Source organism: Klebsiella sp. GW_Kp182 (genome assembly GCF_040062275.1).
GTDB classification, from domain to species: Bacteria; Pseudomonadota; Gammaproteobacteria; order Enterobacterales; family Enterobacteriaceae; genus Klebsiella; species Klebsiella michiganensis.
Map to the genome: position 1 here is coordinate 58,207 of NZ_JBEAFQ010000001.1, position 12,565 is coordinate 70,771.

Here is a 12,565-nt window from a genome sequence, read left to right on the forward strand (position 1 = left end):
GCTATAAGCTACGGGCCCGGTGAGGCGTCAGCCGTCACCGGGCAGTCGAAGACTCAGTCCTCAAAGAACCAGTAGCCGCTGTTGACCAGCGCGGCCAGCAGGGCGAGGAAGGAGGGATCTTCCAGCGCATCGCCGAGATGCTCAGCGTTTAGCGTCAGGTGGGTTGCCAGAGCATCCAGCGCCGGACGGTGCGGAGAGTTGATCTTCTCGCCGTTGACGAATACCTCGCCATCAATCCGCAGCACGCGCAGGCCCCCAAGACGCGTCAGCTTATCTCCCTGCTGCAGGGCATCGTAAATTTCATCCGGCTGGTACGGTGGCTCCGGCGGCGCCACGTCCAGCTCGTGCCGGGACTGGGTGATAAATTCGCCGAACCACTGCTTAAAGTGCTCCGGCTGATTAATCAGCCCCAGCATCATATCGCGCAGGCGATCCAGCTCCGCGGGCAGAATATCCGCAGGGTGCTCGCGAGACGGTACGTCCGGGTCGGCGTAACGCTGGCTGCCCAGTTCACGCTGCAAAATATAATCAGCAAAGCCGCTGAACAGCTCACGCGCGTTAGGCGCGCGATAGCCAACTGAATAGTTGAGCGAGTTTTCCAGCGAGTAGCCTTCGTGCGGGAACCCCGGCGGAATATACAGAATATCGCCCGGCTCCATCTCTTCATCAATGATGGCTTCAAACGGGTCGACCTGCAGCAGGTCCGGGTGCGGGCAGTGCTGTTTCATCGGCACTTTTTCACCCACGCGCCAGCGGCGGCGGCCGGTACCCTGAATGATAAACACATCGTACTGGTCGAGATGCGGACCGACGCCGCCGCCGGGGACGGAAAACGAGATCATCAGATCGTCGATGCGCCAGTCGGGCAGGGCGCGGAACGGATGCATGAGCGCCGCCGTTGGCTGATGCCAGTTATTGACTGCCTGTACCAGCAGCGACCAGTTATTCTCGCTCAGGTGATCGTAGCTCTCAAAGGGGCCGTGGCTAACCTGCCATTTACCGTCCTGATGACTGACCAGGCGGCTGTCGACTTCGCTCTCCATCGCCAGTCCGGCCAGCTCGTCCGGGCTTAACGGATCGACGAAATTAGCAAAGCCCCGTTTCAGCACCACCGGGCGTTTTTGCCAGTAGCGTTCGATAAAGTCGGGCCAGTTAAGCGTTAATTGATAATCCATATTTATATTCCACAGCAGGTGTCTGTTAGGGATTATAACGGATGCGGCACCAGCATGATGCAGGCGCCGTTAAAAAACCGACTGTTTTAGCTCTCTTTATCTTCCAGGGCCTGGCGACCAAAAATAACTTCCATGCAGGCGCCGCCGAGCAGGCTCTCTTCGGCGAGGATGCGGCCATCGTACTGGGCTACGATATCGCGGGCAACCGAGAGACCGACGCCCTGTCCGGGGCGCAGCGTATCTGCGCGCTGGCCGCGGTCGAACACCGCGCTGCGCATCGCGGCGGGGATCCCCGGGCCATCATCTTCAACCAGAATATGCAGATGGTTGTCGTTGGTCTGCCGGACGGAGACTTCCACAAACTCAAGGCAGTATTTACAGGCGTTATCGAGCACATTGCCCATAACCTCCATAAAATCATTCTTTTCACCGACAAAACTGATTTCCGGCGAGATATCCAGGGTAATGTTCACGCCTTTACGTTGATAGACCTTATTCAGCGCCGAGGTCAGGCTATCGAGGAGCGGAGCGATGGGATGCAGCTCGCGACTGAGCAGCGAACCGCCGCTGCGCATGCTGGCGCGGTGCAGATAGTAGCCAATCTGCTGCGAGATGCGGCTAATCTGCTCCAGCATCACCGGCTCTGCTTCATTGACGCTCATTTTCTCACCGCGCATGGAACGCAGCGTGCTCTGCATCACCGCAAGCGGGGTTTTCAGACTGTGGGTGAGGTCGGTCAGCGTCGTGCGGTATTTATCATAGCGTTCGCGTTCGCTTTTCAGCAGGCGGTTGAGATTGCTGACCAGCCGCGTCAGCTCGCGGGTGGTATTCGGATTGAGCATCTCGCGGTGATGCTCCTCCAGTTCGCGCACCTCTTTGGCCAGCGATTCGATAGGGCGCAAGCTCCACCATGCCGCGACCCACAGTAGCGGGATCACCAGCAGCAGGTTAGCCGCGAGGACATAGATAAACCAGCTCCACACCATGTAGGAGCGCTTAAGCTCTACCGGAATGGTGTCGACAACCACGATACTGAGCTGCGGCATGGTACTGGTGGCCGGATAGATATTGATCGCCACCGAGTGGGTCATTTCGGAGCCATCGTCCTCTTGCCGAATGGCGTCCAGCTGTTGTTGAATCTCGTGGTTGTTGTGCTGCAGCATACTGCTGCTGTCAACGTCGGCCTCAATTTCGTGAAAGCCGTTGTTTTTGAGCCAGTCCGGTTGAATACGTTTTACCAGCCAGGGTACGTCGCGCTGTGCCCACAGCAGCTGGCCGTGGGCGTCGTAAATGAGCGTCACCGTGGGGCTTTGCATATTCAGGTTTTCGGGGATATCAACATCGATGGTGTTGTTTTCCCATTTCGCCAGCATATAGAACAGATTGCTCTCGCCGCGCAGCAGGCGGAAGGTGGTTTTATCGAAACTGACGCTATACCCCACCAGCGCGACCATGCCATAGGAGAGTGACAGCACCAGCACTACGGCGGCCGTCGCCAGCAGAAAGCGAACGCGTAACGACAGCGGCAGAATATGCCGCAGCACCCCTTTCATCCGCGCAGTTCGAACAGATAGCCCTGACCGCGCACGGTGGTAATCACATCCTGCGGATACTCAGCCTGTATTTTTTTGCGCAATCGTCCCATCAGCACATCGATGGTATGGCTTTCGCGCAGCTCGGCGTCGGGATAGAGCTGCAGCATCAGCGAATCTTTGCTGACCACTTTGCCCCGATTGCGGATCAGGGTTTCCATAATGGTGTATTCAAATGCCGTCAGCTTGATGGGCTGGTCGTTGACCGACAGCTCGCGACGCGACAGATCCACCTGGAAAGGCGGAATGGAGATAACCTGTGATGCCAGGCCGCTATTACGCCGCAGAAGCGCCTGCATGCGGGCGGCAACCTCTTCGATATGGAACGGCTTAGTGACGTAATCATCCGCTCCGGCGCTCAGGACCTCAACCTTATCCTGCCAGCCTTCGCGGGCGGTCAGCACCAGCACCGGCACCGACACGTCGTGGCTGCGCCAGCGACGAATCAGCGAAAGGCCGTCTTCATCCGGCAGGCCAAGATCGACGATGGCGATGTCCGGAACGTGCTCACCCAGATAGTAATCCGCTTCCTTTGCGTCTTCCGCCGCATCGACCTGATGTCCCAGCTCCTGCAGCTGAACTTTCAGGTGGTGGCGCAGCAGAGCGTTATCCTCAACCACGAGTACGCGCATGCCAGTTCTCCATTTTATTTATGATATTGAACAGTTTAGCGTTTATTATACACCTTTAATATAAACAGCTGTTAAATAAAGAATTTTATTCGATTTTTTGTACCTCGGTCTCTTGGGCGGTGAGGACGAGTCCATCTTCGGCAGCGGGCGACATCATCGGTATCGGGCGCAGCGTACGTTTATCGATCAGTACGGAATGGGGTTCCCCATGGGCAAACAGATGCAGCTCTCCCCACTGGCGTAGCGCAACGACAACGGGGAACAAACGCTCTCCTTTTGCCGTCAGTACGTATTCCTGATAAGCCGTGCCATCCGAGGCGGATTGCATAGTGAGAATACCTGAGTTTACCAATTTGTGCAGACGGTCAGAGAGAATATTACGCGCCATACCGAGGCTTCGCTGAAAATCGCTGAAGCGGCGTATGCCATCAAAGGCGTCGCGTACAATCAACAAGGACCAGCGATCGCCGATAATATCCACGCTTCGGGCGACGGGGCAGGTTTCGTTTTTCATTTTTTCACGCGCTGGCATGGGCTCTCCGAACGGCCTGGTAAGTAGTTGCATTTTAAAACTTGATGTTCTAGTCTTCAACTGGTTTTATTTTGAAACCAGATAACCAAGGTGGGCATCATGAAAGCGACACTGATATCTCCAACGCTAAGCGATCCGCAAACGGTTATGCCTTGCAGCCTGGTCTGGCTGTTTGCTATCGCCAGCGGCCTGAGCGTGGCAAACGTGTATTACGCGCAACCGCTGCTCGACGCGCTAGCGCGAGATTTTGCGATCGGCGACGCCGCGATTGGCGGGGTGATTGCGGCGACCCAGATTGGCTGCGCAATGGCGTTGCTACTGCTGGTACCGCTGGGCGACAGGGTGAATCGCCGCCGCCTGATGGCGACGCAGGTGATTTTACTGATCGCTGCCCTGGCGGCGGTGAGTATGGCTTCCACCGCCGTGATGCTATTGGGCTGTATGCTTGCCGTTGGCCTGCTGGGTACCGCGATGACCCAGGGGCTAATCGCGTATGCCGCCAGCGCCGCCGCGCCCCATGAACAGGGACGCGTGGTGGGCGCTGCGCAAAGCGGAGTATTTATCGGGCTGCTGCTGGCGCGGGTATTCTCCGGGTCGATTAGCGATCTCTTCGGCTGGCGCGGGGTGTACATCTTGGCCGCTTTACTGATGCTGGGCATTGCGCTTCCGCTGTGGCGTCGGCTGCCGGTATTGGCGGCTGCGCCGAACCCCCTGAGCTATCCGCGGCTGTTGATATCCATGCTGGCTCTGCTGCGCCAGGAAAAAGTGCTTCAGGTGCGCGGCGTGCTGGCATTACTGATGTTTGCCGCTTTCAATATCTTCTGGAGTGCGCTGGTTTTGCCATTAACCGCTCCGCCCTTTCGCTTTTCCCATACTGAGATTGGCGCCCTGGGCCTGGTCGGGGTCATCGGCGCTCTGGCAGCGGGGCGTGCCGGTAAATGGGCCGATCGCGGATATGGGCAGCGCACCAGCGCCGCGGCTCTGGTGATGTTGCTGATAGCCTGGTGGCCGCTGTCGCTGATGGCATGGTCGCCCGCGGCGCTGTTGGTCGGCATTGTACTGCTGGATCTCGGCGGTCAGGCGCTGCATGTCACCAATCAAAGCATGATTTTCCGTACCCGTCCCGAAGCGCACAGCAGGCTGGTCGGTTTGTATATGCTGTTTTATGCGCTTGGCAGCGGTTTGGGCGCGGTGAGTACGACAGCGATATATGCGCGCGCGGGATGGCAGGGCGTTTGCCTGCTGGGGGCTTCGGTCAGTCTGCTGGCGCTGCTGTTCTGGTTGATGACCCGTGGCGTGATGTCGAGCCATGACGGTAGAGAAGGTTAGCGGAGAGCGCGTGGGTGATGTTAATTTTTTGTGTAATATAGCAGGCGTTGTTTTTCATGGCGCGCGGGAGCGTAAATCATGTCGCAATATCAACGTGCGGATTGGGTCCGCTTAGCGCAGTCGCCCACCCGGATTGAGCGTATCGAAGCCTTTTTCGGCGGTCACGGCTATGAGCCTCACCGGCATGACACCTACGCCATTGGCCAGACGATCTCCGGCGTGCAACGTTTTCACTATCGCGGAGGTCTGCAGCATAGCCTTCCTGGCGGAACGATGGTTTTGCACCCCGATGAGGTCCATGACGGCGATGCCGGGACCGAAGAGGGATTTCGCTACCGGATGGTTTATATTGAGCCCGCGCTGATTCAACAGATCCTCGGCGGCAGGCCATTGCCCTTTATCCCCGGCGGCATTTCCAGCGATCCGCGATTGCTGCGCGCTGCGCTGCCGTTGCTGAAAGACGTCGATGCGGTCTTCGCGCCTCTGGAGGAGGAAGATGCGCTTTACGATCTGGCGCAGACCCTGGCCGCTGTCGGCGGCCAGCGCTTTCGACGCTGGGCCTTCGATTATCCCGCCGCGGAAAGGGCCCGGGAGTATATCCACGCCTGTTTTGCGCAGAATATCACCCTCGACACCCTGGCGAACGTCAGCGGCAGAGACCGCTGGAGCCTGAGCCGTGATTTCAGAGCGCTGTTTGGCGCCAGCCCCTGGCGTTACGTGATGATGCGGCGCCTCGATTTTTGCCGCCAGCGGATGCTGGCTGGGGATAATTTGGCGGATATCGCAGCGCATGCAGGCTTTGCCGATCAAAGCCATATGACGCGCCAGTTCATCAGCCGCTTTGGCCTCTCTCCCGGCCGCTGGCTCAGGTTTGTCCGCGCATAATGCGTCGCGAGTTGCACAATCGTTCAATCTTTGCGGCCAGGACCTTATCTATGCTGACAGCCTTTATCACAAGGAGTCAGCTTATGTATCAATCGATTAATATTGCGCAGAAATTCACCCTCTTTACCGAGCAATGGCAGCCGAAGGTGGTGGCTGAAATGAATGACTATCAGTTCAAGGTGGTCAGGATCCTCGGCGACTTTATCTGGCATAGCCACCCGGAAACGGATGAAACGTTGATCGTACTGGAGGGCGTGTTGCGCCTGGATTTTCGCGATAACTGTCTGCTGCTGCAGGCCGGTGAGATGATCGTTGTACCCCGCGGCGTTGAACATAAAACCTCAGCGGAAACGGAAACCAAACTTATGCTGATTGAGCCACGCGGCGTCCTGAATACCGGGCACGAGGGCGGAGAACGCACCGCGGTGAATGACGTCTGGATTTAACGTTCGCGCGGGCGGGGAAGGGAGATAAAACCCTCTTTCCTGAGCGGAAAGAGGGTGGAAAGGCTTACTTCAGTTCGTCAACCATGGTGGTCGCGCGGCCGATATAGTTAGCCGGGGTCATGGCCTTCAGGCGAACTTTTTCCGCTTCCGGCAGCGCCAGGCTGTCGATGAACTGCTGCATGCCTTCGGCATCAACGCGCTTGCCGCGGGTCAGCTCTTTCAGCTTCTCGTACGGCTTCTCGATGCCGTAGCGACGCATGACGGTCTGAATCGGCTCGGCCAGAACTTCCCAGTTGTGGTCCAGTTCATCCAGCAGGCGGTCCTGATTCAGCTCCAGCTTGCTCACGCCTTTCAGGGTGGATTGATACGCGATCAGCGCGTAGCCAATGCCCACGCCGAGGTTACGCAGGACGGTGGAGTCGGTCAGGTCGCGCTGCCAGCGGGAAACCGGCAGTTTGCTTGCCAGATGCTGCATCACCGCATTGGCCAGACCGAGGTTGCCTTCGGAGTTCTCGAAGTCGATCGGGTTCACTTTATGCGGCATGGTGGAAGAGCCGATTTCGCCGGCAATGGTCTTCTGCTTGAAATGGTTGAGCGCGATATAGCCCCACACGTCACGATCGAAATCAATCAGGATGGTGTTGAAGCGGGCGACGCAGTCAAACAGCTCGGCGATATAGTCGTGCGGTTCAATCTGGGTGGTGTACGGGTTCCACTGGATACCCAGCGAGGTGACGAACTCTTCGCTGAACTGGTGCCAGTCGACTTCCGGGTAGGCGGCGATGTGGGCGTTATAGTTCCCCACCGCGCCGTTGATTTTGCCAAGAATTTCAATCTGATTCAGCTGACGATACTGGCGCTCCATACGGTAAGCGACGTTCGCCATCTCTTTACCCATGGTGGACGGCGTGGCCGGCTGGCCGTGGGTGCGGGAAAGCAGCGGGATATCGCGATACTGTACCGCCAGGTCCTTAACCGCGTCGATCAGCTTGCGCCAGTATGGCAGGATCACTTCGTCGCGGGCGGTTTTCAGCATCAGCGCGTGGGACAGATTGTTGATGTCCTCGGAGGTGCAGGCGAAGTGGATAAACTCGGAGACCGCGTGCAGTTCTGCCACGTCGGCGACTTTTTCCTTGAGGAAATACTCAACCGCTTTGACGTCGTGGTTGGTGGTACGCTCGATCGTTTTGATGCGCTCTGCATCTTCTACGCTAAAATCGGCGACGATTTTATCAAGGTAACCGTTTGCGTCGGCAGCAAAAGCAGGAACTTCCTTGATCGCTGCGTGCGCGGCCAGTTTTTGCAACCAACGCACTTCTACCTGAACGCGGAATTTCAGCAAACCGAATTCGCTGAAGATACCGCGCAGCGCGCTGACTTTGTCGCCGTAGCGGCCGTCGACTGGGGAAACGGCGGTCAGTGAGGATAATTCCATAGATCACAACTCCGGGGTTAAATGAGCAAGAATTTGTTTTGCCTGGTTAACCAGACGATTACGGGAAAACATCAGCTGCAGACGTCCGCCGCCGACCTGGTGCCAGAGCACCGCGGAGCGAATACCTGCCAGCAGGGCAGAGCGAACCTTCGCCTGAACCTGAGGGCTTTGCAGCACGGCTGGAGAGCCGGTCACCTGAATCCGCGGGCCCAGCGGGCTAATGACATCAACATAGATGCCGGCCATTGCGCTGAGCAGGGTCTCGGATTGCAGATCGAAATGTTCAAGCTGACGGCGCAGGCCACCGATACGGTTGCCGAGGGTATCCATGGCCCCTTTGCTGGCGGCAAGCTTACGCTCGAGCACCATCAGGCTTAGAGTATAGCGGGTGAGTTCGGCGTTCAGTCCCTGGCGACTGCTGGTATTCAGCACGCCAATGAGAGTTTCCAGCCCGAGACGAAGATTGGCTTCACTACCACCGAACACCGCCAGCGTTGAATCCGGGTCGAGGTCGATGATGCTGTTCAGCGACACATGCAGGGCGTCGCTATCGCAATGCCCCTGGTGCGCCAGTTCCTGAACCAGACGCGCGGCCTGGCAAACGCCGGCCAGCGCCAGCGTAATGTCATAATAATTCTTCGCCACACATTCTCCTTGTAAACCGCCGAATACCCGGTTGAGGCATTCCGCGGCTAATATGTCTGTCAAGCCTGCAGCGGCAAGCGCTGTTCGATAATCCCACCGCCGAGGCAGACTTCGTCGCGGTAAAAGACCGCAGACTGGCCAGGCGTGACGGCGGCAACCGGCTCATCAAAGATCACTTCAATGCGGTCGTCATCCAGCGCTTTTACGCTGCAGGGGATATCGGTCTGGCGGTAGCGGGTTTTCACCGTGCAGCGCAGCGTGCCGGTCAGCGGCTCGCGGTCTACCCAGTGCAGCTGTTGAGCAATCAACCCCACGGACATCAGACGCGGATGGTCGTGGCCCTGGGCGACAATCAGAATATTGTTTTCGACGTCTTTGTCGACCACGTACCACGGGTCTTCGCCGCCGTCTTTGATGCCGCCGATGCCCAGGCCTTTACGCTGACCCAGCGTGTGGTACATCAGGCCCTGGTGCTCGCCAACTTCGTCGCCGTCAACGCTGATAATTTTACCCGGCTGGGCGGGCAGGTAGCGGCCAAGGAATTCACGGAATTTACGTTCGCCGATAAAACAGATACCGGTCGAGTCTTTTTTCTTCGCGGTGATGAGATCCAGCTCTTCGGCGATTTTACGCACCTGCGGCTTTTCCAGCTCTCCTACCGGGAACAGGCTTTGCGCGATCTGTTCGTGGCTGAGAGTATAAAGGAAGTAGCTCTGGTCTTTGTTACCGTCGAGGCCGCGCAGCAGCTGGCTCTTGCCGTTAACGTCGGCGCGGCGCACGTAGTGCCCGGTGGCGATGTAGTCAGCACCGAGGTCTTCTGCGGCAAATTCGAGGAAGGCTTTAAATTTAATTTCTTTATTGCACAGAATATCCGGGTTCGGCGTGCGGCCGGCTTTATATTCTTCAAGGAACAATTCGAATACGTTGTCCCAGTATTCTGCGGCAAAGTTGACGGTGTGAAGTTCAATTCCCAGCTTATCGCAAACGGCCTGCGCGTCGGCAAGATCCGCCGCTGCGGTGCAGTATTCCTCGCCGTCGTCTTCTTCCCAGTTCTTCATGAACAGGCCTTCCACCTTATACCCTTGCTGGAGCAGCAGGTAAGCGGAAACTGAGGAATCAACCCCGCCGGACATGCCGACGATCACTTTTTTCTGGCTTTCTGACATTGGAATACTCACTACATTGAACTTCGAGGCGGCGTATTCTAGCACGCGTCATCCGTCGAGGCACCCCCTGTAAACGGCCAGTTAAATTCGCCGATGAGCGACAGCGGGTAGCGCGGATCCTGCTGATAGCTGCGAATGCTCTCAGCAACCAGTTGAGAACGCAGGTTTGTTGCGTTAAGAATTTCCTCGGCACTGAGCCACAGGCAGCGATCGATATCGCTATCATGGGGCTCGGTGACGCACGTATCGTTAAGCTCGATAGTAAAGAGGAAGCGCAAAAACGGGGTGCGATCCGGGGCTATCCACTGATGCAGGCGAAGAAAGTGCTGCGGCGTCGCGCGAATGCCGGTCTCTTCCCAGAGCTCGCGCTCTGCGGCCTGAACCAGGGTTTCGTCGGCTTCGAGGTGACCTGCAGGCTGGTTCCACAGCGCTTTTCCGTTGATCGTTTCTTCAACTACCAGGAATTTGCCTTTCGCGTGAACCACGCAGGCGACGGTGACGTGCGGCTTAAACATTGGTTTTCCTTATGATGGATGCGGTGAGTCGGTTTTACGCCATTCGCCGTTGGCCAGGCCATCCAGCGTATAGCCGCCCATCGCGTAGCGAATCAGGCGCAGCGTCGGAAAGCCGACGTGGGCGGTCATCCGCCGTACCTGGCGGTTGCGTCCCTCATAGAGGGTGATTTTCAGCCAGCTGGTGGGGATAGATTTGCGCTCGCGGATGGGCGGATTCCGCGGCCACAGCCACTCTGGTTCCGCAACCCGCTCCACGCCGGCGGGCAGAGTAGGGCCGTCATTAAGCGTGACGCCGTCGCGGAGCGCGGCCAGCGCGTCCGCCGTGGGCTCACCTTCCACCTGAACATAATAAATTTTACCGGTGCGCTTACCCGGTTGAGTGAGCGCCGCCTGCAGCGCGCCGTCGTTGGTCAGTACCAGCAGGCCTTCGCTATCGCGATCCAACCGACCGGCAGCGTAGACGCCGGCAACCGGAATAAAATCTTTCAGCGTGCTGCGGCCGGCTTCATCGGTAAATTGCGGCAATACATCGTATGGTTTATTGAACAAGATCACAGTTTTTGGCTGGCGTTCTTTGCGTTGTCTGGTGACTTGTTGCGTGCTGAATCGCTCAACGCGATGTTTTCTAAATGAAGTTTTTTGCATGGTATTTTCAGACTCAATCAATTGCCGCATTATAGCCTAATTACGAATGCCTTTCATGGATGCAAACATTCAGGTAGTATTGACATGCTCATTACAACTTATTAACAAAAAGGTTGCTCAAACCGATTCGCATTACAGGAAGGCGACACGGACGCGAAATCTCCGGTTAGCGGCATATTCCGATGACGGGAGTGGGCGAGTAAAGCCAACGCCCGGCTAGCGTGAAGAGGGAAGAGCAGAACCAGAAGCGCTCGAAGGAGAGGTTAATGGAAAGCAAAGTAGTAGTTCCGGCGGAAGGTCAAAAAATCACCCTGCAAAACGGCAAGCTGAACGTCCCTAATAACCCGATTATCCCGTTCATCGAAGGTGATGGTATCGGCGTTGACGTGACTCCGGCGATGCTGAAAGTGGTTGATGCTGCCGTTGAGAAAGCCTATAAGGGCGAGCGTAAAATTTCCTGGATGGAAGTTTACACCGGTGAAAAATCGACCCAGGTTTATGGCCAGGATGTCTGGCTGCCTGCCGAAACTCTTGATCTGATTCGTGAATATCGTGTTGCTATCAAAGGCCCTCTGACCACCCCAGTCGGTGGCGGCATCCGTTCTCTGAACGTTGCTCTGCGTCAGGAACTGGACCTCTACGTTTGCCTGCGCCCGGTTCGTTATTATCAGGGTACCCCGAGCCCGGTTAAGCATCCTGAACTGACCGATATGGTTATCTTCCGCGAAAACTCTGAAGACATCTACGCCGGTATCGAGTGGAAAGCCGATTCTGCTGAAGCAGATAAAGTGATCAAATTCCTGCGCGATGAAATGGGCGTGAAGAAAATTCGCTTCCCGGAACATTGCGGTATCGGCATCAAGCCGTGCTCTGAAGAAGGCACTAAACGCCTGGTTCGCGCCGCCATCGAATACGCTATCACCAACGATCGCGATTCTCTGACTCTGGTGCACAAAGGCAACATCATGAAATTCACCGAAGGCGCGTTCAAAGACTGGGGTTACCAGCTGGCACGCGAAGAGTTCGGCGGTGAGCTGATTGACGGCGGCCCGTGGCTGAAGATTAAAAACCCGAACACCGGGAAAGAGATCGTCGTTAAAGACGTTATCGCCGACGCCTTCCTGCAGCAGATCCTGCTGCGTCCGGCGGAATACGATGTTATCGCCTGTATGAACCTGAACGGTGACTATATCTCTGATGCCCTGGCGGCGCAGGTTGGCGGTATCGGTATTGCCCCTGGTGCGAACATCGGTGACGAGTGCGCGCTGTTTGAAGCCACCCACGGTACTGCGCCGAAATATGCCGGCCAGGACAAAGTGAACCCAGGTTCCATCATCCTGTCCGCTGAGATGATGCTGCGCCACATGCAGTGGTTCGAAGCCGCAGACCTGATCGTCAAAGGCATGGAAGGTGCTATCGCCGCCAAGACCGTGACCTATGACTTTGAACGTCTGATGGAAGGCGCTAAACTGCTGAAATGTTCAGAGTTTGGCGACGCGATTATCGCGAACATGTAATCTGGCCCCCAGATTATGTCAGAACGGGAACCTGGTGGTTCCCGTTTTTAT

General features: G+C 56.8%; 13 protein-coding genes. 4 read left to right on the forward strand and 9 right to left on the reverse strand.

The window, feature by feature from the left end; all coding sequences use genetic code 11:
• Positions 1-53: 53 nt before the first annotated feature.
• The 4 genes from ABLU88_RS00265 to ABLU88_RS00280 form a co-directional block, all read right to left on the reverse strand.
• Positions 54-1,175: a cupin domain-containing protein gene (locus ABLU88_RS00265; RefSeq protein WP_004849969.1), complete on the reverse strand. Its 1,122-nt coding sequence runs from the start codon at positions 1,173-1,175 to the stop codon at positions 54-56.
• 86 nt (positions 1,176-1,261) lie between these two features.
• Complete coding sequence (gene phoQ / locus ABLU88_RS00270) at positions 1,262-2,728, reverse strand: two-component system sensor histidine kinase PhoQ (RefSeq protein WP_148851348.1); 1,467 nt, start codon at positions 2,726-2,728, stop codon at positions 1,262-1,264.
• Complete coding sequence (phoP, locus tag ABLU88_RS00275; protein WP_004101181.1) at positions 2,725-3,399, reverse strand: two-component system response regulator PhoP; 675 nt, start codon at positions 3,397-3,399, stop codon at positions 2,725-2,727. Before phoP ends, phoQ begins: the two co-directional genes overlap by 4 nt.
• Positions 3,400-3,484: 85 nt before the next feature.
• Positions 3,485-3,931: a helix-turn-helix domain-containing protein gene (locus ABLU88_RS00280; RefSeq protein ID WP_009653498.1), complete on the reverse strand. Its 447-nt coding sequence runs from the start codon at positions 3,929-3,931 to the stop codon at positions 3,485-3,487.
• Between the two features lie 99 nt (positions 3,932-4,030).
• Between ABLU88_RS00280 and ABLU88_RS00285 the strand changes: the two genes are divergently transcribed.
• The 3 genes from ABLU88_RS00285 (at position 4,031) to ABLU88_RS00295 (ending at position 6,591) form a co-directional block, all read left to right on the forward strand.
• Positions 4,031-5,260 carry an MFS transporter gene (locus ABLU88_RS00285; RefSeq protein ID WP_348836074.1) on the forward strand — a complete coding sequence of 410 codons (1,230 nt, stop codon included), beginning with the start codon at positions 4,031-4,033 and terminating at the stop codon, positions 5,258-5,260.
• Positions 5,261-5,338: 78 nt separating this feature from the next.
• The gene (locus ABLU88_RS00290) at positions 5,339-6,145 is read left to right on the forward strand and encodes an AraC family transcriptional regulator (protein WP_348836075.1); all 807 of its coding nucleotides are present in this window, start codon (positions 5,339-5,341) and stop codon (positions 6,143-6,145) included.
• Between the two features lie 83 nt (positions 6,146-6,228).
• A complete protein-coding gene (locus ABLU88_RS00295) occupies positions 6,229-6,591 on the forward strand; it encodes a cupin domain-containing protein (RefSeq protein WP_047724083.1) in 363 nt (120 codons plus the stop codon).
• A 64-nt stretch (positions 6,592-6,655) separates the two neighbouring features.
• On the opposite strand, the gene purB is transcribed toward ABLU88_RS00295, so the two are convergent.
• Genes purB through rluE form a run of 5 tightly spaced genes read right to left on the reverse strand, consistent with a single transcriptional unit; the run spans position 6,656 to position 11,027 of the window.
• Positions 6,656-8,026 (reverse strand): adenylosuccinate lyase, encoded by a 1,371-nt coding sequence (gene purB / locus ABLU88_RS00300; protein ID WP_004131470.1) that lies wholly within the window; start codon positions 8,024-8,026, stop codon positions 6,656-6,658.
• Positions 8,027-8,029: 3 nt separating this feature from the next.
• Positions 8,030-8,671 (reverse strand): high frequency lysogenization protein HflD, encoded by a 642-nt coding sequence (gene hflD / locus ABLU88_RS00305; protein WP_004131471.1) that lies wholly within the window; start codon positions 8,669-8,671, stop codon positions 8,030-8,032.
• 59 nt (positions 8,672-8,730) lie between these two features.
• Positions 8,731-9,837: a tRNA 2-thiouridine(34) synthase MnmA gene (gene mnmA, locus ABLU88_RS00310; protein WP_004849976.1), complete on the reverse strand. Its 1,107-nt coding sequence runs from the start codon at positions 9,835-9,837 to the stop codon at positions 8,731-8,733.
• A gap of 38 nt (positions 9,838-9,875) precedes the next feature.
• Positions 9,876-10,352, reverse strand: a complete 477-nt coding sequence (locus tag ABLU88_RS00315; protein WP_025106932.1) for an NUDIX hydrolase — start codon at positions 10,350-10,352, stop codon at positions 9,876-9,878.
• A 9-nt stretch (positions 10,353-10,361) separates the two neighbouring features.
• Positions 10,362-11,027 (reverse strand): 23S rRNA pseudouridine(2457) synthase RluE, encoded by a 666-nt coding sequence (gene rluE, locus ABLU88_RS00320; protein WP_348836076.1) that lies wholly within the window; start codon positions 11,025-11,027, stop codon positions 10,362-10,364.
• A 236-nt stretch (positions 11,028-11,263) separates the two neighbouring features.
• On the opposite strand from rluE, the gene icd reads away from it, so the two are divergent.
• Entirely contained in the window at positions 11,264-12,514 is a 1,251-nt protein-coding gene (icd, locus tag ABLU88_RS00325; RefSeq protein WP_014228876.1) for an NADP-dependent isocitrate dehydrogenase, read from the forward strand.
• The last annotated feature ends 51 nt before the right edge of the window (positions 12,515-12,565 follow it).

Coding starts and splice junctions, on each gene's coding strand:
- ABLU88_RS00265 (WP_004849969.1), bottom strand. CDS start 1,175: ATGGATTATCAATTAACGCTTAACTGGCCCGACTTTATCGAACGCTAC.
- ABLU88_RS00285 (WP_348836074.1), top strand. CDS start 4,031: ATGAAAGCGACACTGATATCTCCAACGCTAAGCGATCCGCAAACGGTT.
- ABLU88_RS00280 (WP_009653498.1), bottom strand. CDS start 3,931: ATGCCAGCGCGTGAAAAAATGAAAAACGAAACCTGCCCCGTCGCCCGA.
- ABLU88_RS00315 (WP_025106932.1), bottom strand. CDS start 10,352: ATGTTTAAGCCGCACGTCACCGTCGCCTGCGTGGTTCACGCGAAAGGC.
- mnmA (WP_004849976.1), bottom strand. CDS start 9,837: ATGTCAGAAAGCCAGAAAAAAGTGATCGTCGGCATGTCCGGCGGGGTT.
- ABLU88_RS00295 (WP_047724083.1), top strand. CDS start 6,229: ATGTATCAATCGATTAATATTGCGCAGAAATTCACCCTCTTTACCGAG.
- purB (WP_004131470.1), bottom strand. CDS start 8,026: ATGGAATTATCCTCACTGACCGCCGTTTCCCCAGTCGACGGCCGCTAC.
- rluE (WP_348836076.1), bottom strand. CDS start 11,027: ATGCGGCAATTGATTGAGTCTGAAAATACCATGCAAAAAACTTCATTT.
- ABLU88_RS00290 (WP_348836075.1), top strand. CDS start 5,339: ATGTCGCAATATCAACGTGCGGATTGGGTCCGCTTAGCGCAGTCGCCC.
- phoQ (WP_148851348.1), bottom strand. CDS start 2,728: ATGAAAGGGGTGCTGCGGCATATTCTGCCGCTGTCGTTACGCGTTCGC.
- icd (WP_014228876.1), top strand. CDS start 11,264: ATGGAAAGCAAAGTAGTAGTTCCGGCGGAAGGTCAAAAAATCACCCTG.
- phoP (WP_004101181.1), bottom strand. CDS start 3,399: ATGCGCGTACTCGTGGTTGAGGATAACGCTCTGCTGCGCCACCACCTG.